Genomic DNA, 24,752 nt, shown 5'->3' on the forward strand with positions numbered 1-24,752 from the left:
GTCGTAACCAGTACAGGGATGGTCGCATCCAGTGTCGGTGACGTCGTTTACAGATTTTTTCAGCCCCCTTTACCCCTCTGATCCGCAAAAAAACGGCGAAAATGCAGCGTAAAACGCCCGCGGCGTTGGTGAGCATGAGTGCGTCGGTGTGAGACGTCGAACGACACGGCAAAAGCCTGATGATGCGGCCATCTCGGCGGATTGCAGCTTGAGCGTAGCAGCTCCGTCACTGGGCGCTTTTGCGTCTGGAGTTGGCACATCCAGGAGTTCGGCAGTAATGGCTATCAGCGTTTTCGACCTGTTCAAAATCGGCATCGGCCCTTCCAGTTCGCACACCGTAGGACCCATGCGGGCCGCCGCACTGTTCGTGCAAGGTTTGCGTGAGCAGGGACTTTTGGAGCAAGTGCGTCGCATCGAAGTTCAGCTTTATGGGTCGCTGTCGGCCACCGGCATCGGTCACGGCAGCGACAACGCGGTGATCATGGGTTTGATGGGCGAGTGGCCGGACGCGATCGATCCGTCGCAAATCGGCATCCGTATTGCCACCCTGCGCGAGACCCACACCCTGTTGCTCGACGGTCGCCTGTCGGTGCCGTTTATCTGGGCCCGCGACATGCGCCTGATTGACGAAAACCTGCCGTTCCACCCCAACGCCATGACCTTGATTGCCGAAGGCGATGACGGTGAGCTGCATCGCGACACCTACTATTCCATCGGCGGCGGTTTTGTCGTGGATGAAGCACAGGCTTCCAGCGGCGTGGTTGACCTGGACCGCACCGTGTTGCCGTACGATTTCTCCAGCGCCGTCGAACTGCTCAGCCTCTGCAAGCAGCACAACCTGCGCGTTGCCGAATTGATGATGGCCAACGAGAAAGTCTGGCGCAGCGAAGAAGAAATCCGCAGCGGCCTGATGAAACTGTGGCGTGCCATGCAGGATTGCGTCGACCAGGGCCTGAAACACGAAGGCATCCTGCCCGGTGGACTGAACGTGCGCCGTCGTGCGGCCAAATTGCATCGCAGCCTGCAAGAGCTGGGCAAACCCAACGTCATCGGTTCGACCTTGAGCGCCATGGAGTGGGTCAACCTGTTCGCGCTGGCGGTCAACGAAGAGAACGCTGCCGGCGGGCGCATGGTCACGGCGCCGACCAACGGCGCGGCGGGGATCATTCCGGCGGTGTTGCACTACTTCATGAAATTCAGCGAGGCGGTGACGGACGCCAACGTGGTCGACTATTTTCTCAGCGCCGCTGCGGTGGGAATTCTGTGCAAGAAGAACGCTTCGATTTCCGGTGCGGAAGTCGGTTGCCAGGGCGAGGTCGGTTCAGCCTGCGCGATGGCGGCGGCCGGGTTGGCGGAGATCCTTGGCGCGACGCCGGAGCAGCTATGCAACGCGGCGGAAATCGGCCTGGAACACAACCTCGGCCTGACCTGCGACCCGGTGGGCGGACTGGTGCAAGTGCCTTGCATCGAGCGCAACGCGATTGCCGCGGTGAAAGCGATCAACGCGGCGCAGATGGCGCTGCGCGGGGATGGTCAGCACTTTATCTCGCTGGATCGGGTGATCCGCACCATGCGCGATACCGGCGCGGACATGCATGACAAATACAAAGAGACATCGCGCGGTGGGTTGGCGGTTAGCGCGGTCGAGTGCTGAGACCGGGTTGACCCTGTGGCTAGGGGGCTTTTGTGGTGAGGGGATTTATCCCCGTTGGGTCGCGAAGCGGCCCCAAAATCTTTACGACTGCTGCGCAGCCGAACGGGGATAAATCCCCTCGCCACAACAGATCACATTGCACCAGCCCGCACCAGTCAAAACTGCGCGCAAAGTGAACACGGGATCTCAAACCCGCCACCTTTTAGAGCGTCGCTTACAGATAAGCGACTAACCCCGGAGCAGGGATCCAAGACGGCCATTACCGCCTGTCACCCGTGCTTGCGGTGACACTCTCCCTCAGGTCGCCGTAGCCCTGTTCCCACAAGTGCTACCGATTTGCTCAAGCCCAACAGGGCAGAGCGCCTCCCGCCGATAATGGCACTTATAACCCCCACTCGCGGCGCGGCTTATATAGACGCGCCGCGACGTCGTTTTCAGGAGTTATTGAATGGCCATTCAACTTTAGGCATGGCAATTGCTCTGTCATTACAAAGCCCGTCTCCCACGCGAGAACGATGGCAATAACAAGAGCCTCCGCCTGAGGCCATCACCCGCTTTGTGTGAGGAGATACCGCGATGACGACGTCCAACTCCGGGGCCCAACCCCAGAACCGTGCGCCTCAATCCATCGGCTTTCTGCTGTTGGACAATTTCACGCTTATTTCTCTGGCCTCCGCAGTCGAACCCTTGCGCATGGCCAACCAATTGTCCGGCCGCGAGCTGTATCGCTGGACCACGCTCACCGTCGACGGCGGTCAGGTCTGGGCCAGTGACGGTCTGCAGATCACCCCCGATTGCTCCATGCACAAAGCGCCCCCGCTGGACACCATCATTGTCTGCGGCGGCATCGGCATCCAGCGCACCGTTACCCGCGAACACGTGTCGTGGCTGCAAAGCCAGGCGCGTCAGTCCCGCCGTCTCGGTGCGGTCTGCACCGGCAGCTGGGCCCTGGCCTGCGCCGGCCTGCTGGATGGTTTCGATTGCAGCGTGCACTGGGAATGCCTGGCGTCGATGCAGGAAGCGTTCCCGCGTGTGGCCATGAGCACGCGCCTGTTCACCCTCGACCGTAACCGTTTCACCAGTTCGGGCGGCACCGCGCCGCTGGACATGATGCTGCACCTGATCAGCCGCGATCACGGCCGTGAACTGTCCGCCGCGATCTCGGAAATGTTCGTCTACGAGCGCATCCGCAACGAACAGGATCACCAGCGCGTGCCGCTCAAGCACATGCTTGGCACCAACCAGCCGAAATTGCAGGAAATCGTTGCGCTGATGGAGGCTAACCTGGAAGAGCCGATCGACCTCGATGAACTGGCAGTGTATGTCGCGGTTTCCCGTCGTCAGCTGGAGCGCCTGTTCCAGAAATACCTGCACTGCTCGCCGTCGCGTTACTACCTGAAACTGCGCCTGATTCGTGCCCGGCAGCTGCTCAAGCAAACGCCGATGTCGATCATCGAAGTGGCGTCGGTGTGCGGCTTCGTGTCCACGCCGCACTTCTCCAAGTGCTACCGCGAATACTTCGGCATTCCGCCGCGTGACGAGCGCGTAGGCTCCAACACCACGCAACAGGTGGCGATGATGCCGCTGCCGCAAGCGCTGGTGCTGTCGCCGCTGTCCGGGCCGTTGTCGGCGTTGAGTCAGGCGCGCAATGAATCGACGTTCGCCAGCGTAAGGCTCTAAACCGCGCAGGCAATTGTGGCGAGGGAGCTTGCTCCCGTTGGGTCGCGCAGCGGCCCCAAGATTTTACGGCTGCTGCGCAGCCGAACGGGGCGATGCGGCGTTCCGACAAGCTCCCTCGCCACAGATCAGGCGCTACGGCTCTGCTGATACTCCGCCAGCGCGGGCAGCAATTGCCTGTCGATGGCCTGGCGCACCGCCGGCAGGATGGTCGCGCTGCTGGTGTACATCTGCTTGACCATGGTCCGCAGGACTATCGCCCGCTCATCGTTCAAGCCTCTCACCGCGCACTCGCAAGCCTGCTCGGCCGTGGCGCCGCTCGGCACTTGAAAACCCAACGATTTCAGCTGGCCCAGCAGGTCTTCCTGGTCAATCAAATCGGCGTACATCATGACGCAATCCTTCTTCAGGGAACGGTGTCGTGGCTCGATTCTCGTAGGGGTAGGGGGTGGCGGCAAGGACGATTTGTCGCAATGGCCGCGATACCTATGAACAGGTCGTTTTCGGCTAACTTGCATGAGTGGAGAGTGGGCACACTGGATTCAGCTGGCTTCACGAAGGTTTGGTCACCCTCGCGCAACGGCTCCTCAACAGTACCCTCCTCAGCTCCGATCTTGTCACGGCTTGATCGGGGTTTTTTTTGCCTGTGAATCAGGGTTTTTGTGTCGCCTGTGCAGACGCCATCGTCGGAACGCCGCCCGGAGCCGGCTCGCTCCCACATTTAACTGCATTCCCCTGAAGGAACTCGGTCAACTGTGGGAGCGAGCCTGCTCGCGATGAACGATGACGCGGTCTAGCGTTGCAGCACCAATATCCGCGACAACAACTCATCACGATCGACATAGCATCCCTGGAAATGCCGGGCGCCACTGGCGGGGTCGAAGGCGTTGCGGGCGTGGAGGGTACGGCGGTTGTCGAAGCACCACAACTCGCCGGGATTGAGCCGCGTCATCACTCGGAATCGCGCTTCACGGGTCATCGCAATGAACCGCCGATAGGCGCGGTACAGCTTGGGCATGTCCTCGATCGAGGCATCAAACGGCCCACGCAGGAAGTTCGCCATGCGGATCTCCGACACCTGCCCCAACGCATCGAGGGCGATGATCGGCGCCAGGCAGCGGTAGTCGCTGTGGCGGTCCTTGTTGCGAAACTCGACGGGGATTTCACACAAAGCCTTGAACGACTCGGGATCCTCCTCGCGCAACGCGTGTGCGATGGCAAAACCGTCAACGAAAATACTCTCGCCACCGTCCGCATCATTGACCAGGCAATGCAGAAATTGCAGCCCCGGTTGCAGCTCCCGGGTCGGCAAATCGCTGTGCAGCGGCAGGTTGAAAGCGGTGTACGCATTGCTGTCGGCATCAGCTTTGGATTGCACGTTGAACAGTACGCCGAAATTGCTCTCGCGGATGAAGGAAATCCGCTGGGCAATCAGCTTCAGCGAACCGGGTTCGGTGGGCACGCCACGCACTTGCGTCAGGCCGATATCGCGCACGGCAAGCAGCCATTGCAGCAAGGCGTCGTTGTCGTTCATCAGCACTTGATAGTCGAACACCGGCAGCTGCAAGTTGCTTTTCCACAGCCGGGATTTTGGCTTGCCGGCCCGGCGTTCGGCGCGGGATTCATCGTCATAGGCGTGAGCCCGCAGCCAGCCTGGATCGAAGCGGCTGAGGTGGCCGTCTTGCCATTCGACGCTGAGGCAACCTTCGGCATCGACGTTTGCCGCTGTGGGCGCCAGGTCCTCTGCGACGTCAACGATTTCCAGCACTTGCTCGCGAGTCACGGTGTAGACACAGTGCGGGCACGGGCAGTTGTCGCGAAGCCATTGATGATGAAACGGGCTGACCCGGCCGTCAGCCCACTGCACTTGAATTCGGTCCGCCAGGGTGTGCACGGCGGTCAACGCGCTGATCAACGGGTAGGTACGGAAGTCGGCAAAAGCGGCGGTGTTCAATGGCGATCTCCTTGTTATTTTTTAGGGGGTAATGCGATCACTCGGCCAATGTACGCGGGGGTAGGCAGGTCGGCTTGCTCGGCAACGATGGCTTGCAGCTTGCTCAAGGTGTCTTCGCTGAACGGTGCGGAGCGCGGCCCGGCGAGGTCGACGTGCAGGAGCATTTGCTCGTTGCCCGCCAGTTCCCTGTCATCGCCCACCAGATGCAGGCTGTGATAGAGGTGCAGGCGTTTGCTGTCGTGGCCGATGATTTGGGTGTGCACTTCGACGTCGGCGTCGAGCTTCACTTCGTGCAGGTAATTGAGGTGCAGTTCGAGGGTGAACAACGAATTGCCGCTGGCTTCGCGGTTGTTGCTGTCCATGCCCAAGCAATCCATCAGCGCGTCGGTGGCGTAGCTGAAGATGAGCAGGTAGAAGGCATCGCGCAGGTGGCCGTTGTAGTCGACCCAGTCGGGGATGATTTTGGTTTGGTAGGTGGTGAGGGTGGGCATAATTGGGGTTCCGGCAGGTGGGTATGGGTTTCATTGAAGATCCACCCCTCACCCCAACCCTCTCCCCAGTGGGGAGAGGGGGAAAGGGGGCCGATCGGGGGCTTTTCAGAACCTGAGTTCGACTCGGACTTTCAGGTCGATGTAGCTCCAAGAACACCTCGGTCAGTCCCCTCGCCCCTTTGGGGAGAGGGTTAGGGTGAGGGGTGGATTCAAGCCGATCACTATCAGTCGGCAAACGCCATCCCATGCTTTTCCTTGGTAGTCTTCACCGCCTCCAGCACCGCGAGCAGGCAATCATCACGATAGCGCTCCAGCGCCGAAATGCTGTGCGTCCCCAGCTGATCACTGGTGCCATCCACCACATCATCAATCAACTTGTCGGTCAGTTCCGGCGCTGGCAAGTACGTCCACGGCAACTGCAATGCCGGACCGAACTGCGCCATGAAGTGGCGCATCCCCGCATCGCCACCGGCAAGAGTGTAGGTCAGGAAAGTACCCATGAACGACCAGCGCAACCCCGCGCCAAAGCGAATTGCGTCGTCAATTTCACCAGTGGTCGCCACACCATCGTTGACCAGGTGCAGCGCCTCACGCCACAGCGCTTCCAGCAAGCGGTCGGCGATAAACCCCGGCACTTCCTTGCGCACATGCAGCGGACGCATGCCCAGCGATTCATACACTTTCATTGCCGCTTGAACCGCTTCAGGCGCCGTGTTTTTACCGCCGACCACTTCCACCAAGGGCAGCAGGTAAACCGGGTTGAACGGGTGCCCCACCACGCAGCGCTCCGGGTGCGTCGAGCTCTCGTAAAACTCGCTCGGCAACAGGCCCGAGGTGCTGGAGCCGATCAAGGCGTTGGGCTTGGCCGCTGCACTGATTTTGCTGTGCAATTCCAGTTTCAGATCGAGGCGTTCCGGAGCGCTTTCCTGAATGAAATCTGCATCACGAACGCACTCTTCAATCGTCGCGACAAAGCGCAACCGATCCTGCGAGGCACCCGGCGCCAGGCCTTGTTTCTCCAGCGCACCCCAGGCATTGGCGACGCGCTTGCGCAGCGCGGCCTCGGCACCGGGCGCCGGGTCCCAGGCGACAACATCGAGGCCGTGGGCGAGGGCGCGGGATACCCAGCCGCTGCCGATGACACCGCTGCCTAACGCTGCGAAGGTTTTGATTTCGGTGATAAAGCTCATGGCGACTTCCTGAATTTGGCTCGGATAAACTGTGGGAGCGAGACCGGCTTACCGGCGATGGCGTCGGTACATCCGATGCATCATCTGCGGCAGGAAGACCGCCATCGCCGGCAAGCCGGTCTCGCTCCTACAGGGGGAAAGTGTTGTGGGTTTAACCGCGCTTGGTCAGGCCCATTTTTGCCCGGCCTTCCGCCGGGGTCAGGACGCGGGCGCCGAGGCGGCTGAGGATTTCCGAGGCGCGTTCGACCAGTTGGCCGTTGGTCGCCAGCACGCCCTTGTCCAGCCAGATGTTGTCTTCCAGACCGACCCGCACGTTGCCGCCGAGCAGCACCGCTTGCGCCGCCATTGGCATTTGCATGCGACCGATGCCGAAGCCGGCCCACACCGCGTTCGCGGGCAGGTTGTCGACCATGGCTTTCATGGTGGTGGTGTCGGCCGGGGCGCCCCACGGGATCCCCAGGCACAGTTGGAACAGAGGGTCGTCAAGCAGGCCTTCCTTGATCAGCTGTTTGGCAAACCACAGGTGACCGGTGTCGAAGATTTCCAGCTCGGCCTTTACGCCCAGCTCTTGAATACGTTTGGCGCCAGCACGCAGCTGGGCTGGAGTGGACACGTAAATGGTGTCGCCATCGCCAAAGTTCAGGGTGCCGCAATCGAGGGTGCAGATTTCCGGCAGCAGCTCTTCAACGTGGGCCAGACGGGTCAGCGGGCCGACCAGATCGGTGTTCGGGCCGAACTCCATTGGGTTCTCGCCGGCGCCGATTTCCAGGTCGCCGCCCATGCCGGCGGTGAGGTTGACGATGATGTCGACGTCGGCCTCGCGGATGCGCTCCATCACTTCGCGGTACAGCGCCACATCACGGCTGAACTTGCCGGTTTCCGGATTGCGAACGTGGCAGTGAACGACGGTGGCGCCGGCCTTGGCGGCTTCCACGGCGGCGGCGGCAATTTGTTTCGGGGTGACCGGCACATGTGGGCTCTTGCTGGTCGTGTCGCCAGCACCGGTGAGTGCGCAGGTGATGATGACGTCGTGGTTCATGAGGCGGGTTCCTTGCAGGCGTGATGATTCCGTTCGCAGCCCGGTCGGGCTGCGAGTCGGTGATTCAATCGGGGTTTATTTGCTGGTCAGTTTCAAATTTTCAGCCGCCGGTTTGCCATCGAAGGTGGTCACGCCTTCGAGCCAGCGTTGCTTGTCTTGCGGGTGATCTTTCAGCCATTGCTTGGCCGATTCGAAGGCGTCCTTGTGATCGAGCAGCGGTTGCATCATCCGGCTCTCGTCTTCGGCGGTGTAGGTCAGGTTGCTCAGCAATTTGCCAATGTTCGGGCATTGCTGCGCGTAGTTCGGCGAGGTGACGGTCCAGACCGTGGCCATGCCTTCGTTCGGGCCGAGGGCGTCTTCACTGCCGGTGAGGTAAGTCATCTGCACGTTGACGTTCATCGGGTGCGGCGCCCAGCCGAAGAACACCACAGCCTCTTTGCGACGTACTGCGCGATCTACCGCCGCGAGCATGCCGGCCTCACTGGATTCGACCAGCTGGAATTTGCCGAGGCCGAACTGGTTCTTGGCGATCATCGCCTTGATCTGGGTGTTGGCGCCCGAGCCCGGCTCGATGCCGTAGATCTTGCCGCCCAGCTCTTTCTCGAACTTGGCGATGTCAGCGAAGGTTTTCAGGCCCTTGTCGGCGAGGTACGTCGGTACGGCGAGAGTGGCGCGGGCATCTTTCAGGCTCGGCGCTTCAAGCATCTTGACCTGGTTGGCGTCGACGAAAGGCGTGATGGTCTGGGTCATCAGCGGGTTCCAGTAGCCCAGGAACAGGTCCAGGCGCTGGTCGCGGATCCCGGCGAAGATGATTTGCTGGGACGCGCTGGTTTGTTTGGTGTTGTAGCCGAGGCCATCGAGCAGGACCTGGGTCATGGCGCTGGTGGCAATCACGTCGGTCCAGTTCACGACGCCCATGCGCACGTTCTGGCATGAAGCAGGTTCGGCCGCCATGACGCTGGCGCTCAGGAAAGCGGTACCGCTGAGTGCAAGAACACAGCTGCTGATCAGTCGTTTCATCTCGGGTTTCCTCGGCAGTTCGTTATTGTGGGTCCGGTCGTCTTCGTGCGCCGGTGATGCCAAGTTACGCAGCTTGAGGCCCGTCAAAGCGCACTACGGCGACCAGCTCTTGCACTGCAGCGACCTGACCTCTTGAATGCCGCTTGCAAGTGGCGTATCAACGTCCACACGCTCCCCGCCCTCTCGCTACCTGCCAATCGAGTGCGCCCTATGTCCCAGGATTTCTACTTCATGTTGATGCCGGGTTTCTCGGCCATCGGGTTTATCTCGGCGATCGAGCCGCTGCGGGTCGCCAACCGGTTTCGCGGCGAGTTGTATCGCTGGCACGTGTTGAGCGCTGACGGCGGGGCGGTTCTGGCCAGCAATGGCATGTCGGTCAACGCCGATGCGGCGCTGGAGCCGCTGAAGAAAGGTGCAACCCTGCTGGTGGTCGCCGGTTTCGAACCGCTGAAATTCGCCACGCCCGCGCTGGAGCACTGGCTGCGCCGCCTGGACAACGAAGGTGTCACCCTCGGCGCCATCGACACCGGCAGCTTCGTCCTCGCCGAAGCCGGCCTGCTCGACGGCCACCGCCTGACCCTGCACTGGGAAGCCATCGACGCGTTCAAGGAATCCTATCCACAGCTCAGCGTCACCCAGGAGCTGTTCGAGATCGACCGCCGGCGTATCACCTCAGCCGGCGGTACCGCGTCCATCGACCTGATGCTCGACCTCATCGCCCAGGCCCATGGCCCGGAACTGGCGATCCAGGTCAGCGAACAATTCGTGCTCGGCCGCATCCGCCCACGCAAAGACCACCAGCGCATGGAAGTCGCCACGCGGTATGGCATCAGCAACAAGAAACTGGTGCATGTGATCGGGGAGATGGAACAGCACAGCGAACCGCCGCTGAGCACGCTGGAATTGGCGGAGTCGATCAAGGTGACGCGGCGGCAGCTGGAGCGCCTTTTTCGGCTGCATTTGAACGACACGCCGAGCAATTTCTATCTGCGGTTAAGGCTGGAGAAGGCGAGGCAGTTGTTGCGGCAGACCGACATGAGCGTGCTGGAAGTGAGCATTGCGTGCGGGTTTGAATCGCCGTCGTATTTCACCCGCAGTTATCGGGCGAGGTTTGAGCGGTGTCCGCGTGAAGACCGCCGTCGCGTTAGTCAGGTTGAATGATTCATTGTGGCGAGGGAGCTTGCTCCCGCTGGCTGCGAAGCGGCCCCCAATAACGACTGCTGCGCAGTCGAACGGGAGCAAGCTCCCTCGCCACAGTTTTTGTGTGAACCTTACTTCTTCATCAGGGCGGAGCAGGCCGCTTTATAAGCCTCATGCTGATACTTGTTCAGAGTCTCCGGCAGCGCGAAGTCAAACTTCTTGTTCTGCGCATTGATCGTCTGCGGCGACAGCAACGTCACCTCGCAACTCTCCAGCAACTGAAAAACGCCCTCGATCTTGAACGTCGTCGGCCCACCGGCAAACTCACCTTTCTTGCTGCGCTTCTTGATCGCAATCCGGTCGATGGAATTCTCACGCACAAACGACGCCACCTGAGCAGCAAACACTTTGACGTTTGCGGCTTCGTCGTCATCGTCGAGGGCGATTTTCTTGGTGGCCAGAGCGTCGTGGCTCAACGTCTGACCGTCCAGCGAGGCCACGGCGATGATCGCTTCGCTGCCTTTGATTTCGATGCCGCAGATTTTCATGAACTGATGTCCCTATGAGCGAGCCGGATGGCCTTGATGTTGACGTAGTTGAGGCATGAAGTCATCTCGCCGCGTGGCCGCAGCCTAACTCTGACCGTTCGTCGGCAACCCACATTGACCTGTTATTTCTGACAGTAGACGCCGATCAGTGCCATGCCTATGTTTAATCGACACCAGCCCAGTTCAGGGCCTTCAGTACTGTTAACCACTCAAGGATCGGGTCAGATGAAACTTCGGAAAAATGTTCGTTCGTTGACCGATGCTGAAAAACAGAAATTTGTCGCCGCGTGTCTCCAGCTCAAGGCGTCAGGCCGTTACGATCAGTATGTGCATCAGCATCATCACGTCATGGTGCCCACCGTTCTATCCCATGAGCCGAACGACCCCAACTACAGAAACGGTGCCCATCGGGGGCCGTCATTCCTGCCGTGGCATCGAGCGTTCCTGCTTCAGTTTGAAGCTGATCTTCAGGCTATCGACCGTTCGATCACCATTCCTTACTGGAACTGGACAGAGGATTTCTCCGATCCGCTGAACTCCCCGGTGTGGAAAGCCGACTTCATGGGTGGCAATGGTGTGGAGAGCGACGAATGGCGGGTGGCAAGTGGTCCTTTTGCCTACAAGAACGGGAATTGGGACGTCCCGCCATACCCTGATGACGGTCTGCCAGGGCGGGGATTGAAGCGTCAGTTCGGTCTGGTGGTGAACTCCCTGCCCACCCCTGAAGATCTGCAGATGGCCATGCGCGAGAGCTTGTATGACACGCCGCCGTACGACTCCAGTCATTGCGTACGCGGTTTCAGAAACCGTCTGGAAGGCTGGATCACACAGCGAGGCGATCCTCAGGTCAAAACCTCGAGTTCCCAGTTGCACAATCGGGTTCATCTTTGGGTGGGTGGCAACATGCTGCCGATGACTTCTCCAGATGACCCGGTGTTCTTTCTTCATCACTGTTTCATCGACAAAGTCTGGGCTGACTGGCAAGCGCGGATGGCACAAGACAACGATCAATGGGCGCCGCATTACGCGCCACTTACGAACGGCCCTGAAGGCCACAATTACCATGACGTGCTCAAACCCTGGGCGCTAAAGATCAGCGAGGTCATGGACATTGAAGCGTTGGATTACGAGTACGAGCAGGCGCCAAGCGTGATGTTGGTACCTCAGCGACGTAATAAATCGCCGTTTCTGGAGTGACTAGGATTGAATCAGTAAATCAGTGGGAGGGCCAAAAGATCGCAGCCTGCCGACGGCTGCTATTTTTTGGCTCATTTCTTACAGATCAAGTTGATCGGCGTTGATGCCAAACGCCACTGCAACTCTTTCACGGTCCGCCTTGTGCGGAGAGAGTGGTTATCGGTATTGTGATTGTTAAAGACAAAATGTTGTCCATAAAGCAAAAATAATCGATATAGGTAGCCATATATAGTCCGTTAAAAGAAACTTGTTTCTTGCGCTGCTACACTTGCTCACACTCCAAACGAGGTCGACTCATGGCCCTTACCCATATCCTCTATTCCCCCGGAGAGATTGCTTTACAGATTGCCGGGAATGCCAAGCGTCTGAGGCTCAGCAAAAACCTTTCGCGGCGCACGCTCGCGCAAAAATCAGGTGTCCCTGAGTCAAACATCAAGCGCTTTGAAACGACCGGGAAGATTTCGCTGGACGGTTTGTTGCTGATTTCGATCTGTCTCGGGGTAGAGGAACCGCTGACCCATTTGTTCGCCTCTACCCAGTCGCTGACGCTTCAAGAACTGAAAAACTACGAAAGGGCTCGTGGCCGACAATGAAATCCGTCAACGCACTCAGCGTCATGCTTCAAGGATCACGGGTCGGTGAACTGGTCGCGATTCCTCGTCAGGGTGTGTTCTTTTCCTATGACCCGGGCTGGTTGGCGAAAGGATTCAACCTCGCGCCGTTTCATATGGATTTCTCGGTCAAACCCCAGAAGGCGGCTGATCCGCTGCTGTTTGACGGCCTGCACGGTGCCTTCAGCGATTCGTTGCCCGATGGCTGGGGATTGCTGCTCATGGATCGGTTCTTTCGCAGTCAGTTGGGCGTCGAGCGTCACGCAATCGGCCCGCTGGATCGTCTGGCCTATATGGGTAATCGCAGCATGGGCGCGCTTGAATACGTGCCGATGTTTGAAACTGTTGAAGCAGACGAAGACCTTGATCTGGCTGCGCTCTACGAGGCTTCACAAACAATACTTTCAGGCAGCGCCGACGAGGTTATCAATTCTCTGCGATTGGCGGGTGGCTCACCCGGTGGTGCCCGTCCCAAAGCGGTGATAGGCCTTTCGCCGGACAAGCATCGCGCTGTTTCGTCATTCGGTGAAATGCCCAAGGGATATGAGCACTGGTTGATCAAATTTCGCTGCGAGGAGGAGCATCGAGATAGCGGTGCTATTGAGCAGGCTTATGCTCTGACAGCTCGCCGGGCTGGGGTCGAAATTTCCGAGTCGAAACTGTTTCAGGTAGAAACCAGCAAGGGAGCAGAGCAGTTTTTCGCCACGAAACGCTTTGATCGGGAAGACGGTGCCAAGCGCCACATGCTGACCGCTGCGGCGATTTTATACGCCGACTTCCGTACGCCAAGCCTCGATTACAGTGATTTGCTACGAGCGACCTTGGCAATGACCAAGGACGCTGCCGAGGTCGAGAAAATGGCTCGGTTGATGGTCTTCAATGCTCTTGCTCATAACCACGATGATCATGCGAAGAACTTCTCGTTTTTTGGCGGCAAGGATGGCTGGAAAATGGCACCGGCCTACGACCTGACCTTTTCCAGTACCGCAGGGCGAGGTAATGAGCACACCACCGCTTTCGCGGGAAGAGGCAAACCCACGGGCAAGGCACTCATTGAAGTTTGCAAGCCGTTCAGTTTCCTTGAGCCCGAACGCTACATCGAGCAGACGCTGGATGCTTTTTCGGATTGGGTTAACTGTTGCGCCAATCTGGATATCGAAAAAGCGGAAAGCAAAAAAATGCTGACCGCCCTTGAGTCAGTGTGGCAGGCGCTCTGACGCCGTCACTCCTGCCCGATCGACTCCAAAAACTCCGACCGCTCATCACTCATCCGCGCCACGCAATCATTCTGCGCAATGGTGAACGCCTTGCTACCACTGGTCGCCGGAAACGCCTCGACCGCGCAATCCGCATCCCGGGTTTTCAGCCACTGCTGTTGCGCGGCCTTGAGCTTGGCGGTGATGTCGGTCAGTTGGGCCGGGTTCTTGCCGTAGGCCGTTTGCATGCGCTCGTTCAGGCTTTGGTAGTTGTCTTTGAGCAGGTCTTCGGCGGTGGTTCGGCTGTAGGCGGAGCATTCCAGGGTCTGGACGTCGTTTTCGACCTTGTCGCAAGGGTTGTCGTCAGCCTCTTCCGCCGCGTGTACGCCGGTCGCTATCAGTGCCAAAGCCAGGAAGATCGTTCTCATTGCGACGCAGCCCCTATTTTTCAGTGCTAATCCAGTAATGCAGCGAATTCTGGCCCAAGCAGCGGCCCTTGAACAGGTGGGCGATTGCGTCCATCAACGACCCTTTGTCGCGGATTGACGCTTTCGGCAAACCCCCTGTCGTTTTTGCACCCGGCTGCACCGGTACTCAGGCATATGCTGGCCCCAAAGCGCCGGCACACGATTCGGCGCATGAATCGCTAATAGGGGACAGCCTGATGAGCCCAGCCGAATTGCACGCCGACAGCATCGTTATCGACGGGCTGATTATTGCCAAGTGGAACCGTGAGCTGTTCGAAGACATGCGCAAGGGCGGTCTGACCGCGGCCAACTGCACCGTGTCGGTGTGGGAGGGCTTCCAGGCCACCGTCAACAACATCGCCGCCAGCCAGAAGCTGATCCGCGAGAACAGCGACCTGGTGATTCCGGTTCGCACCACCGCCGATATCCGCAAGGCCAAGGAGCAGGGCAAGACCGGCATCCTCTTCGGCTTTCAGAATGCTCACGCGTTTGAAGACCAGATCGGCTATGTCGAGGTGTTCAAGCAGCTCGGCGTCGGTATCGTGCAGATGTGCTACAACACCCAGAACCTGGTCGGTACCGGCTGCTACGAGCGCGACGGCGGCCTGTCGGGCTTCGGTCGTGAAATCGTTGCCGAGATGAACCGCGTCGGCGTCATGTGCGACCTGTCCCACGTGGGTTCGAAAACCTCCGAAGAAGTCATCCTCGAATCCAAGAAGCCGGTCTGCTACTCCCATTGCCTGCCGTCGGGCCTGAAAATTCACCCGCGCAACAAATCCGATGAAGAACTGAAGTTCATCGCCGATCACGGCGGTTTCGTCGGTGTGACCATGTTCGCGCCATTCCTGGCCAAAGGCATCGATTCGACCATCGACGATTACGCCGAAGCCATCGAATACACCATGAACATCGTCGGCGAAGACGCCATCGGCATCGGCACCGACTTCACCCAGGGCCATGGTCAGGACTTCTTCGAATACCTGACCCATGACAAGGGCTACGCCCGCCGTCTGACCAGCTTCGGCAAGATCATCAACCCGCTGGGCATCCGCACCGTCGGCGAGTTCCCGAACCTGACCGAAACCCTGCTCAAGCGCGGCCACTCCGAGCGCGTGGTCCGCAAGATCATGGGCGAGAACTGGGTCAACGTTCTCAAGGACGTCTGGGGCGAGTAAGCCGCAGCACCTCTGAATCCTTTCCCCCGGCCGTCCGTGCCGGGGGCAACACCAAAATTTTTCTGGAGTTAAGTTTCCATGGCCAAGATCGCCCCGCAATTGCCAATCGAAGTCGACAGCGAAACCGGTGTCTGGACCTCCGACGCCCTGCCAATGCTGTACGTACCGCGTCATTTCTTTGTGAATAACCACATGGGCATCGAGGAAGTGCTGGGCGCCGACGCCTACGCCGAGATCCTCTACAAGGCCGGCTACAAATCCGCCTGGCACTGGTGTGAAAAAGAAGCTGAATGCCACGGCCTGGAAGGCGTTGCGGTGTTTGAGCACTACATGAAGCGCCTGTCGCAGCGCGGCTGGGGCCTGTTCAAGATCCAGGACATCGACCTCGACAAAGGCACCGCCAGCGTCAAGCTCGAACACTCGGCGTTCGTCTACGTGTACGGCAAGGTCGGGCGCAAGGTCGACTACATGTTCACCGGTTGGTTTGCCGGCGCGATGGACCAGATTCTGCAGGCCCGCGGCAGCAAGATCCGCACCGTTGCCGAACAAGTCTACGGTGGCTCCGAAGAAGGCCACGACGACGGTTTGTTCACCGTCAAGCCGTTGTAAGTCGAGGAACCCGCCATGGCTTTCGAAGCAATGTTCCAGCCGATCCAGATCGGCAAACTGACCATCCGCAACCGCGTGCTCAGCACCGCGCACGCCGAGGTGTATGCCACCGACGGCGGCATGACCACCGACCGGTACGTCAAGTATTACGAAGAGAAAGCCAAGGGCGGGATCGGCCTGGCGATTTGCGGCGGTTCTTCCAGTGTGGCCATCGACAGCCCGCAAGGCTGGTGGAAGTCGGTCAACCTGGCCGATGACCGGATCATTCCGCACTTCCAGAACCTGGCCGATGCCATGCACAAGCATGGCGCCAAGATCATGATCCAGATTACCCACATGGGTCGTCGTTCCCGTTGGGACGGCGAGCATTGGCCAACCCTGCTGTCGCCGTCGGGCATCCGCGAGCCGGTGCACCGTGCGACCTGCAAAACCATCGAGCCGGAAGAAATCTGGCGGGTGATCGGCAATTACGCCAGCGCTGCGGCACGGGCCAAGGCCGGTGGCCTCGACGGCGTCGAACTGTCCGCCGTGCACCAGCACATGATCGACCAGTTCTGGAGCCCACGGGTCAACAAACGTACCGATGAATGGGGCGGCAGCTTCGAGAACCGCATGCGTTTCGGCCTGGAAGTGATCAAGGCTGTGCGGGCTGAAGTCGGCCCGGATTTCTGCGTCGGCATCCGTCTGTGCGGTGACGAATTCCACCCGGACGGCTTGTCCCACGAAGACATGAAGCAGATCGCCAAGTACTACGACGACACCGGCATGATCGACTTCATCGGCGTGGTGGGTTCGGGTTGTGACACCCACAACACCCTGGCCAACGTTATCCCGAACATGAGTTATCCACCGGAGCCATTCCTGCACTTGGCCGCCGGTATCAAGGAAGTGGTGAAGGCACCGGTGCTGCACGCGCAGAACATCAAGGACCCGAACCAGGCGACCCGTATTCTGGAAGGCGGCTATGTGGACATGGTCGGCATGACCCGCGCCCACATCGCCGACCCGCACCTGATCGCCAAGATAAAAATGGGCCAGGTTGACCAGATCAAGCAATGCGTCGGCGCCAACTACTGCATCGACCGTCAGTACCAGGGTCTGGACGTGCTGTGCATCCAGAACGCCGCGACCTCCCGTGAATACATGGGCGTGCCGCACATCATCGAGAAATCGACCGGTGTGAAGCGCAAAGTCGTGGTGGTCGGTGCCGGTCCTGCCGGGATGGAGGCGGCTCGCGTGTCGGCCGAACGTGGCCACGACGTGACTCTGTTCGAGAAGAAAGAATTCATCGGCGGCCAGATCACTACCGCGTCGAAAGCTCCACAGCGTGACCAGATCGCCGGTATCACCCGTTGGTTCCAACTGGAATTGGCGCGTTTGAAAGTCGATCTGCGCCTGGGCGTGGCGGCGGATGCAGCGACTATTCTCGACCTGCGTCCAGACGTGGTGGTGCTCGCCGTCGGCGGTCATCCATTCCTGGAGCAGAACGAACATTGGGGCGCGGCTGAAGGCCTGGTGGTCAGCAGCTGGGACATCCTTGACGGCAAGGTTGCGCCGGGCAAGAACGTGCTGGTCTACGACACCATTTGCGAATTCACCGGGATGTCGACTGCCGACTTCCTCGCCGACAAGGGCAGCCAGGTCGAGATCGTCACCGACGACATCAAACCAGGTGTAGCGATTGGCGGCACCTCGTTCCCGACCTACTACCGCAGCATGTACCCGAAAGAAGTGATCATGACCGGGGACATGATGCTCGAGAAGGTCTACCGCGAAGGCGACAAGCTGGTGGCGGTGCTGGAAAACGAATACACCGGCGCCAAAGAGGAGCGGGTGGTGGACCAGGTCGTCGTCGAAAACGGCGTGCGTCCGGACGAAGAAATCTATTACGCCATGAAGGAAGGCTCGCGCAACAAAGGCCAGATGGACATCGAAGCCCTGTTCGCGATCAAGCCGCAACCTTCGTTGAGTCAACCGGGCGACGGCTACTTGCTGTTCCGCATCGGCGACTGTGTGGCGCAACGCAACACCCACGCGGCGATCTACGACGCGTTGCGCCTCTGTAAGGATTTCTAACGGCTTGTAGATAACCCTGTGGGAGCGAGCCTGCTCGCGAAAGCGGTGGATCAGTCGACATCAATGTTGAATGTCAGTCCGTCTTCGCTAGCAGGCTAGCTCCCACAGGAATTGAGCAAGACACCCAGGTTTCTGTGCCTGCAAGACCCTGCGGTCTTTGGGAGCTCCACCATGTTGAACACCCTTCTTCCAATCCTGTTGTTCGCTGCCCTGGGCCTCGCTGTCCTCGGCGCGTTGCGGCGGGTGGCCATGTGGCGCCGAGGTCGAGCTTCGAAAGTCGACCTGATCGGCGGCCTGTTCGCCATGCCCAAGCGCTACATGGTCGACTTGCACCACGTCGTCGCGCGGGACAAATACATCGCCAACACCCACGTGGCCACGGCCGGTGGTGCGGTGGCGTCCGTTGTGCTGGCGATTCTGGTTCACGGTATCGGCCTGCATAACCGCATCCTCGGCTACGCGCTGTTGTTGATGACGGTGGTGATGTTCGTCGGTGCGATCTTTGTCTACCTGCGTCGTCGCAACCCACCGGCTCGCCTGTCCAAAGGACCGTGGATGCGTCTGCCGAAGAGCTTGTTGGCGTTCTCGGCGAGCTTCTTCCTGTTGACCCTGCCGGTCGCCGGCATCCTCCCGGAAAACTTCGGCGGCTGGGTGGTGGCTGCAATTCTCGGCATCGGTGTGCTGTGGGGCGTCAGCGAACTGTTCTTCGGCATGACCTGGGGCGGGCCGATGAAGCACGCCTTCGCCGGTGCCTTGCACCTGGCCTGGCACCGTCGCGCCGAACGTTTTGGTGGCGGTCGCTCCACCGGATTGAAACCGCTGGATCTGAACGACCCGACCGCGCCGCTGGGCGTGGAAAAACCCAAGGATTTCACCTGGAACCAGCTGCTCGGTTTCGACGCCTGCGTGCAGTGTGGTAAATGCGAAGCCGCCTGCCCGGCGTTCGCTGCCGGCCAGCCGCTGAACCCGAAAAAACTGATTCAGGACATGGTGGTTGGCCTGGCCGGTGGCACCGATGCGAAGTTCGCCGGCAGCCCGTATCCGGGCAAAGCCATTGGCGAACACGCGGGCAATCCGCATCAACCGATCGTCAACGGTCTGGTGGACGCCGAAACCCTGTGGTCCTGCACCACTTGCCGCGCCTGCGTCGAGGAGTGCCCGATGATGATCGAGCACGTCGATGCCATCGTCGACATGCGCCGCCATCTGACTCTGGAAAAAGGCGCGACCCCGAACAAGGGCGCCGAAGTCCTGGAAAACCTGATCGCCACCGACAACCCTGGCGGCTTTGCGCCGGGCGGGCGGATGAACTGGGCGGCGGACTTGAACCTTAATCTGCTCAGCGAGAGGAAATCGGTCGACGTGCTGTTCTGGGTCGGCGACGGTGCTTTCGACATGCGCAACCAGCGCACATTGCGTGCCTTCGTCAAAGTGCTGAAAGCGGCCAAGGTCGACTTCGCGGTACTCGGTCTTGAAGAGCGCGACAGCGGTGACGTAGCCCGACGCCTGGGCGACGAAGCGACTTTCCAGTTGTTGGCCAAACGCAACATCCAGACCCTGGCCAAGTACAGCTTCAACCGCATCGTCACCTGCGACCCGCACAGCTTTCACGTGCTGAAAAACGAGTACGGCGCCTTCGACGGCAACTACCTCGTGCAGCACCACAGCACCTACATGGCCGAGATCATCGGCGCTGGCGCCTTGAACCTCGGCCAGCACAAAGGCAGCAGCGTGACCTATCACGACCCGTGCTACCTCGGTCGCTACAACGGCGAATACGAGGCGCCGCGTGAAGTGCTGCGTGCTTTGGGAATCGAAGTGAAAGAGATGCAACGCTCCGGTTTCCGTTCGCGCTGCTGCGGCGGTGGTGGCGGTGCACCGATCACTGACATTCCGGGCAAACAACGTATCCCCGACATGCGCATGGAAGACATTCGCGAAACCGGCGCCGAACTGGTGGCCGTGGGTTGCCCACAGTGCACCGCGATGCTCGAAGGCGTGGTCGAACCGCGTCCGCTGATCAAGGACATCGCCGAACTGGTAGCAGACGCCTTGCTCGAAGACGCCACCCCAAGCAAGCCGACCACCCCGGCCCAACGTGAACCTGCGGAGGCCCACTGATGAGCGACATTATCCGCCGCGACCCCCGCGCCGAATGGATTGCCCGTAACCGCCTGCATCCGCTGCACGCGGCCATGCAACCGGCGCAACACAGCTGGATGGGGCCTAACGGCGTCATCCGCAAGAACTTGCATGGCATCGGTTTTATCGGTCCGAACGGCATCAAGCGCATCGACCGTAGCGGCGCGCAGCAGGGCGGGGCGACCAAACGCTCGGCTGCTGTTGAAGTGCAACTTCCGCTGCATCAAGTGCCTGCGCCTGCGTTTTACATCAGCGTTGTGCCGGACATGGTCGGCGGCCGCTTGAGCAGTCACGACCGCGACTTGCTCGGCTTGGCCCACCAGTTGGCCGGCAAGGACGGCGCGGTACTGGCTGTGGTCTTCGGCGAACACAAGGAAAACGCCTTCGCCACCGCCGGCGTCGATCGCTTGCTGGTCCTGGATGGCGACGAATTCAGTGGTTATGCACCGGAACAACGGGTCCAGGGCCTGCGGGCTGTGGATAACCAGTTCAGCCCGCGTCACTGGCTGCTGCCGGACAGCCGCAGCGGTGGCGGCGAGCTCGGTCGACGCTTTGCCGCTGCACTGGGTGAACGCCCGGCCACACGGGTCTGGCAGGTCAAGGATCAAGAATGCATCGGCCGCGCCGGTGCGGGTCTGCAAGATCTTGCACGCCCGGTTGCACGCCTGATCCTGGCTGCCGTCGAATGCGCCGAACCGGTCAGCGAAACCCGTCACGAAGCCTTGCCGGTGGAGTTATCCACAGCGGTCGCACGAAGCTTGTCGCGCATCGAGGACCTGGGCGCTGTGGCCGTGGATCCGGCGGCCATTCCGATGGCTGAAGCGGAGTTCATCTTCTCGGGCGGCAACGGCGTCAAGGACTGGGGACTTTTCCACAGGACAGCCGAAGCGCTCGGCGCCACCGAAGGCGCGTCCCGAGTGGCAGTGGACGATGGCTTCATGGCGCGCGACCGTCAGGTCGGTGCGTCCGGCACCTGGGTCACCGCACGGGTTTACGTAGCGGTGGGGATTTCCGGGGCGATCCAGCACCTGCAAGGCATCGGTGCCTGCGACAAGGTGGTGGCGATCAACCTCGATCCGGGTTGCGACATGATCAAACGCGCCGACCTGTCGGTGATCGGTGAGAGTGCCGAGATTCTTCAAGCCTTGATCGATGCGGTAGAGGCTTACCGCAATGAAGCCAAGCGCGATGCGGCTTAAGGAAAGGAAAGGGTTATGAGCACGAAAATCATCAGCCTGGTGTCCATCGGTGCCCACCCGACCTCCGGCCGGCCACGTCGCGCGGAGCAGGATGCACGGGCGGTAGAGCTGGGTCTGCAACTGGCTGGGGATAACCTGCAAGTGCTGCATGCCGGCGATGTTGCGGAACCGGCGCTGCGCGCTTATCTGGGCATGGGCCTGGAACAATTGCATGTGCTCGAACAACCGGAAGGCGCCGATGCATTGCCGGCGTTGACCGCGTATTTGCGCGACGCCGGAGCTCAGGTGGTGTTGACGGGGAGCCAAGCCGAAACCGGTGAAGGCTCGGGCATGTTGCCGTTTCTGCTGGCGGAAAGCCTCGGTTGGCCGCTGGTGGTCGGGCTGGCTCAGGTGGAATCCATCGATGGCAGTTCGGCGCTGGTGCTGCAAGCGTTGCCCCGTGGTCAGCGTCGTCGGTTGAAGGTTCGGTTGCCGTTTCTCGCCACTGTGGATAACGCAGCACCGAAGCCTCGGCAGAGTGCTTATGGCCCGGCGCGGCGGGGTGTGTTGCAGGCAGAAGACGTTGAGGTCATCGACGATGAACTACTGGCGGTCGCCACCCTGCAACCGGCCAAGCCACGGCCTAAACGCTTGAAAGTGATCAAGGCCAAGAGCGGCGCCGACCGGATGAAAGCGGCAACGGCCAAGGCCAGTGGTGGCGGTGGGCAAGTGCTCAAGGGCGTGACGGCGCAGGCCGGTGCCGAAGCCATTCTCAAGTTGCTGATCGAAGAAGGCGTGGTTCGCTGACACTCGCTCAAACTGAATCAAAAGTGTGGGCTTGCTGTACTTCCAGTCAGTAGAAGTTGAACAAGCGACGAATAAATTGTGGCGAGGGGATTTATCCCCGTTGGACTGCGCAGCAGTCCCATTTTTTGGGGCCGCTACGCAGCCCAACGGGGATAAATCCCCTCGCCACAGGTTTGTTTTTCACAAGGAAAAGTAATGGCCGTTGAATTTCGTTCGGCAGTGCGCGCCGATGCGCGGGAGATTGCGCGTCTGTTTCAAATCACATCGGAGGGGGCTGCCGATTACATCTGGAGCCAACTGGCGCAGCCCGGTCAGGATCTGCTGGACGTCGGCGCCAGCCGTTACGCCCGTGACGACGTGGACTTCTCCTGGCAGAACTGCCTGATCGCCGAGTCCGATGGCAACGTCATCGGCATGATGCACAGTTACGTGATGCGTCACGATCCGCTGGCAGAGCCGACGACCGATCCGGTCCTGGCGCCCTACGCGAAGATGGAAATCCCCGACACCCTCTACATTTCCAGCCTGGCGCTGCATGAGGGCTGGCGGAACCAGGGCCTGGGCAAGCAATTCCTCGCCTATGCCTACGACCGTGCCAACCAGCTCGGGCTCAATGGCTTGAGCCTGATCGACTACGCCGTCAACACCGGTGCCCGCCGCTTCTACGAGCGCCACGGCTTCCGGATCGTCGACACCTGCCAGATCACGCCCCATCCGATGATTCGGGTCACGGGAGAGGCCTACCTGATGTATCGGCCCTAGTGAGCTACATTTCTCTATGAGCGGCCCAATCCGGCAGCAGCGCTAATTCATACAACGCGTTTTCAACTATGGGTTGAACATGAGCGCGGTCAGTCGACGTGAGACATGTCTGATCTGTGCCGTGATGGTGCTGCTGGTGGTGTCGACGTTTTCAACGGCTGAGACCGGCAAGGAACCAGATTTTTACCACTGGCTGGCGTCGGAACCGGGACGAAAAGCCTCGCTGGCGCAGATGAAGCAGCAGTGCGACAAGGTGTTGGCGGCTGATGAAAACCTCAATTGTTCAGTGACCGTGCTGGCCCGCATCTTCGAAGTCAAAGCCGCCAACCAGCTCCCTGATTACTACCTGGCGATCAAGCGTCGCCATGCCCTGGCCATCGCGAGCGACCCGGAACTCAAAGTGTTGTTTTCCATGTTCGGCAGCCAGTCGATCGCGACCTTGCGCACGGTCGGCGATTTTTCCGTGGAAAGAACCAGGCACCGCGAAGTCCTTGCGATTCACCCCTACGCCGCTGATGATGTCGTGATTGACGAAGTGCTGCCCTATATCGATGTCACCGCGGCCAATGGCTTCTCGTCACGCTTCATTCTGGACACCGGAGCCCCGCAAACCCGGGTCAACGCCGACACCGCGAAGCGGATGGGGATCAAGCTGCTAACCGACTCTCACTATGGCTACAGCACGTTTTACGGCGAGCGCGACCTGTCGGCCAAACTCGGGATTCTCAAGTCGGTGAAGATCGGCGCCACTGAGTTCAGGAATGTGCTGGTGTTCGTCAGTGACCGAGACAACCTGCTGGGGCTGGACCTGATCGGCAAGTTGGGGCGCCTTAAAGTCACGAAGAAAACCCTGGAGCTCAACGCCCGACCTCCCGCCCGATGCGATTCACCGATTACCTATACGCGCATGGACATCAATCAACGATTGACCGTCGCCGCACGGCTGGACCGTCGGGCAACCCTGGGGATTATCGACACCGGCAATGTGGATTACCTGACGTCCGCCGCGCCGGGCAGCGCTCCCGTTCACGTCGCCGCCAGGCCCAGCTACCAAACCTTCCAGGGCGAGCTGAATCTGTCGGGTCATACTGCGCCGGTCACTTATAAACACTACCCGAGCTTTACGATCCCGCCGTCGTTACTGGCGGGGCGCTACGTGCCTTCGATTTTGTTCGGTTGGCGTGCATTCGATGACTATGAGCTCAATCTGGACATCGACTCGGGCTTGTCCTGTTTCAATAGGCGCTGAGCGGTTTTACCCACAATCCCTGTTAGCGCTTCTGTGGATAACATGTTCGCCCATCGCTGCACCCCATACAAACCAAGCCCTGCAACCCTTCGTATAAAAAACAACCAAGCTAACTTGCGGTTTTTTCACGCTTTTTCCAGAGGATAACTTTTTGCGTGAGCCAGTACTTGCCCCCAATCTCTGTTAGCGCATCTGTGGATAAGATGTTCGCTGTCCTCTACAGGCCATATAAAACGGGGTTATCCGCTGGGTGATCAAAAAACGATCAAATCACCGTTTCAGCGCGAAAAACTATCTGCAAACCTTGATAAATCGTGGTTTGCGCGGGTTTTCCACAGATCCACCGAAGTTGCCCCCAAAGTCTGTTGGCGCATCTGTGGATAAGGTGTTCGCCATCCGCTGCACGCCACGTATAACGTGCCCTGCAAGCTATAGATCAAAAAACAACCAAACCCTGTTCAAAACCCTCCTTCTGGATAAGTCACGGTTTTTATTCACTTTGTGAGGAGAAAGTTTCCAGAAATTCCACACTTGTCCCCATTAGCTGTGGGTGGAGGTGTGGATAACTTG

The 24,752-nt window shown here is 59.7% G+C and carries 22 protein-coding genes; 14 read left to right on the plus strand and 8 right to left on the minus strand.

The features are described from left to right. The first annotated feature begins 277 nt into the window (after nucleotides 1–277). Both ACRC4F_RS08995 and ACRC4F_RS09000 read left to right on the plus strand, forming a co-directional pair. Nucleotides 278–1,654: an L-serine ammonia-lyase gene (locus ACRC4F_RS08995; protein ID WP_438658981.1), complete on the plus strand. Its 1,377-nt coding sequence runs from the start codon at nucleotides 278–280 to the stop codon at nucleotides 1,652–1,654. Nucleotides 1,655–2,230: 576 nt separating this feature from the next. Further along, the gene (locus tag ACRC4F_RS09000; RefSeq protein WP_438658982.1) at nucleotides 2,231–3,334 is read left to right on the plus strand and encodes a GlxA family transcriptional regulator; all 1,104 of its coding nucleotides are present in this window, start codon (nucleotides 2,231–2,233) and stop codon (nucleotides 3,332–3,334) included. 125 nt (nucleotides 3,335–3,459) lie between these two features. Here the strand turns inward: ACRC4F_RS09000 and ACRC4F_RS09005 are convergent, their stop codons facing one another. From ACRC4F_RS09005 to choX, 6 genes are all read right to left on the minus strand, one after another. Next, the gene (locus tag ACRC4F_RS09005; protein ID WP_438658983.1) at nucleotides 3,460–3,723 is read right to left on the minus strand and encodes a hypothetical protein; all 264 of its coding nucleotides are present in this window, start codon (nucleotides 3,721–3,723) and stop codon (nucleotides 3,460–3,462) included. A gap of 401 nt (nucleotides 3,724–4,124) precedes the next feature. Beyond that, nucleotides 4,125–5,285, minus strand: coding sequence for a gamma-butyrobetaine dioxygenase (locus tag ACRC4F_RS09010; protein WP_438658984.1), 1,161 nt, complete (start codon nucleotides 5,283–5,285; stop codon nucleotides 4,125–4,127). Nucleotides 5,286–5,299: 14 nt separating this feature from the next. Next, entirely contained in the window at nucleotides 5,300–5,776 is a 477-nt protein-coding gene (locus ACRC4F_RS09015; protein WP_438658985.1) for a thioesterase family protein, read from the minus strand. A gap of 224 nt (nucleotides 5,777–6,000) precedes the next feature. Continuing rightward, nucleotides 6,001–6,966 (minus strand): L-carnitine dehydrogenase, encoded by a 966-nt coding sequence (locus ACRC4F_RS09020; protein ID WP_077747265.1) that lies wholly within the window; start codon nucleotides 6,964–6,966, stop codon nucleotides 6,001–6,003. A 151-nt stretch (nucleotides 6,967–7,117) separates the two neighbouring features. Further along, a complete protein-coding gene (locus ACRC4F_RS09025) occupies nucleotides 7,118–8,005 on the minus strand; it encodes a 3-keto-5-aminohexanoate cleavage protein (protein ID WP_017341199.1) in 888 nt (295 codons plus the stop codon). A gap of 75 nt (nucleotides 8,006–8,080) precedes the next feature. After that, nucleotides 8,081–9,025: a choline ABC transporter substrate-binding protein gene (gene choX / locus ACRC4F_RS09030; protein ID WP_438658986.1), complete on the minus strand. Its 945-nt coding sequence runs from the start codon at nucleotides 9,023–9,025 to the stop codon at nucleotides 8,081–8,083. Between the two features lie 210 nt (nucleotides 9,026–9,235). Here choX and ACRC4F_RS09035 point away from each other — a divergent pair, with 210 nt between their 5' ends. After that, a complete protein-coding gene (locus ACRC4F_RS09035) occupies nucleotides 9,236–10,186 on the plus strand; it encodes a GlxA family transcriptional regulator (protein ID WP_438658987.1) in 951 nt (316 codons plus the stop codon). 110 nt (nucleotides 10,187–10,296) lie between these two features. On the opposite strand, the gene ACRC4F_RS09040 is transcribed toward ACRC4F_RS09035, so the two are convergent. Continuing rightward, nucleotides 10,297–10,713, minus strand: a complete 417-nt coding sequence (locus tag ACRC4F_RS09040) for a DUF3010 family protein (protein WP_438658988.1) — start codon at nucleotides 10,711–10,713, stop codon at nucleotides 10,297–10,299. A gap of 225 nt (nucleotides 10,714–10,938) precedes the next feature. On the opposite strand from ACRC4F_RS09040, the gene ACRC4F_RS09045 reads away from it, so the two are divergent. The 3 genes from ACRC4F_RS09045 to ACRC4F_RS09055 all read left to right on the plus strand — a co-directional run bounded on the left by ACRC4F_RS09045 (nucleotide 10,939) and on the right by ACRC4F_RS09055 (nucleotide 13,738). Then, nucleotides 10,939–11,910, plus strand: a complete 972-nt coding sequence (locus tag ACRC4F_RS09045) for a tyrosinase family protein (RefSeq protein ID WP_438658989.1) — start codon at nucleotides 10,939–10,941, stop codon at nucleotides 11,908–11,910. Nucleotides 11,911–12,206: 296 nt separating this feature from the next. Then, nucleotides 12,207–12,503 (plus strand): helix-turn-helix domain-containing protein, encoded by a 297-nt coding sequence (locus ACRC4F_RS09050; protein ID WP_438658990.1) that lies wholly within the window; start codon nucleotides 12,207–12,209, stop codon nucleotides 12,501–12,503. Next, nucleotides 12,500–13,738, plus strand: a complete 1,239-nt coding sequence (locus ACRC4F_RS09055) for a type II toxin-antitoxin system HipA family toxin (RefSeq protein ID WP_438658991.1) — start codon at nucleotides 12,500–12,502, stop codon at nucleotides 13,736–13,738. Before ACRC4F_RS09050 ends, ACRC4F_RS09055 begins: the two co-directional genes overlap by 4 nt. Before the next feature lie 5 nt (nucleotides 13,739–13,743). On the opposite strand, the gene ACRC4F_RS09060 is transcribed toward ACRC4F_RS09055, so the two are convergent. After that, nucleotides 13,744–14,145, minus strand: a complete 402-nt coding sequence (locus ACRC4F_RS09060) for a lysozyme inhibitor LprI family protein (protein ID WP_094470273.1) — start codon at nucleotides 14,143–14,145, stop codon at nucleotides 13,744–13,746. A gap of 236 nt (nucleotides 14,146–14,381) precedes the next feature. Here ACRC4F_RS09060 and ACRC4F_RS09065 point away from each other — a divergent pair, with 236 nt between their 5' ends. The 8 genes from ACRC4F_RS09065 (at nucleotide 14,382) to ACRC4F_RS09100 (ending at nucleotide 24,182) form a co-directional block, all read left to right on the plus strand. Then, nucleotides 14,382–15,359, plus strand: coding sequence for a dipeptidase (locus ACRC4F_RS09065; protein WP_008033250.1), 978 nt, complete (start codon nucleotides 14,382–14,384; stop codon nucleotides 15,357–15,359). A 78-nt stretch (nucleotides 15,360–15,437) separates the two neighbouring features. Beyond that, nucleotides 15,438–15,968, plus strand: coding sequence for a DUF5943 domain-containing protein (locus ACRC4F_RS09070; protein WP_008033249.1), 531 nt, complete (start codon nucleotides 15,438–15,440; stop codon nucleotides 15,966–15,968). 15 nt (nucleotides 15,969–15,983) lie between these two features. Continuing rightward, nucleotides 15,984–18,044 (plus strand): dimethylglycine demethylation protein DgcA, encoded by a 2,061-nt coding sequence (gene dgcA / locus ACRC4F_RS09075; RefSeq protein ID WP_415758822.1) that lies wholly within the window; start codon nucleotides 15,984–15,986, stop codon nucleotides 18,042–18,044. Nucleotides 18,045–18,215: 171 nt separating this feature from the next. Continuing rightward, nucleotides 18,216–20,165, plus strand: coding sequence for a dimethylglycine demethylation protein DgcB (dgcB, locus tag ACRC4F_RS09080; protein WP_438658992.1), 1,950 nt, complete (start codon nucleotides 18,216–18,218; stop codon nucleotides 20,163–20,165). Next, the gene (etfA, locus tag ACRC4F_RS09085; protein WP_438658993.1) at nucleotides 20,165–21,385 is read left to right on the plus strand and encodes an electron transfer flavoprotein subunit alpha; all 1,221 of its coding nucleotides are present in this window, start codon (nucleotides 20,165–20,167) and stop codon (nucleotides 21,383–21,385) included. Before dgcB ends, etfA begins: the two co-directional genes overlap by 1 nt. A 15-nt stretch (nucleotides 21,386–21,400) precedes the next feature. Continuing rightward, nucleotides 21,401–22,171, plus strand: a complete 771-nt coding sequence (etfB, locus tag ACRC4F_RS09090) for an electron transfer flavoprotein subunit beta (protein ID WP_438658994.1) — start codon at nucleotides 21,401–21,403, stop codon at nucleotides 22,169–22,171. Nucleotides 22,172–22,366: 195 nt separating this feature from the next. Next, nucleotides 22,367–22,933, plus strand: a complete 567-nt coding sequence (locus tag ACRC4F_RS09095) for a GNAT family N-acetyltransferase (RefSeq protein WP_438658995.1) — start codon at nucleotides 22,367–22,369, stop codon at nucleotides 22,931–22,933. A 79-nt stretch (nucleotides 22,934–23,012) separates the two neighbouring features. Then, a complete protein-coding gene (locus tag ACRC4F_RS09100; RefSeq protein WP_438658996.1) occupies nucleotides 23,013–24,182 on the plus strand; it encodes a retroviral-like aspartic protease family protein in 1,170 nt (389 codons plus the stop codon). The last annotated feature ends 570 nt before the right edge of the window (nucleotides 24,183–24,752 follow it).

Origin of the sequence: Pseudomonas sp., assembly GCF_051660785.1 — a bacterium.
GTDB lineage: Bacteria > Pseudomonadota > Gammaproteobacteria > Pseudomonadales > Pseudomonadaceae > Aquipseudomonas.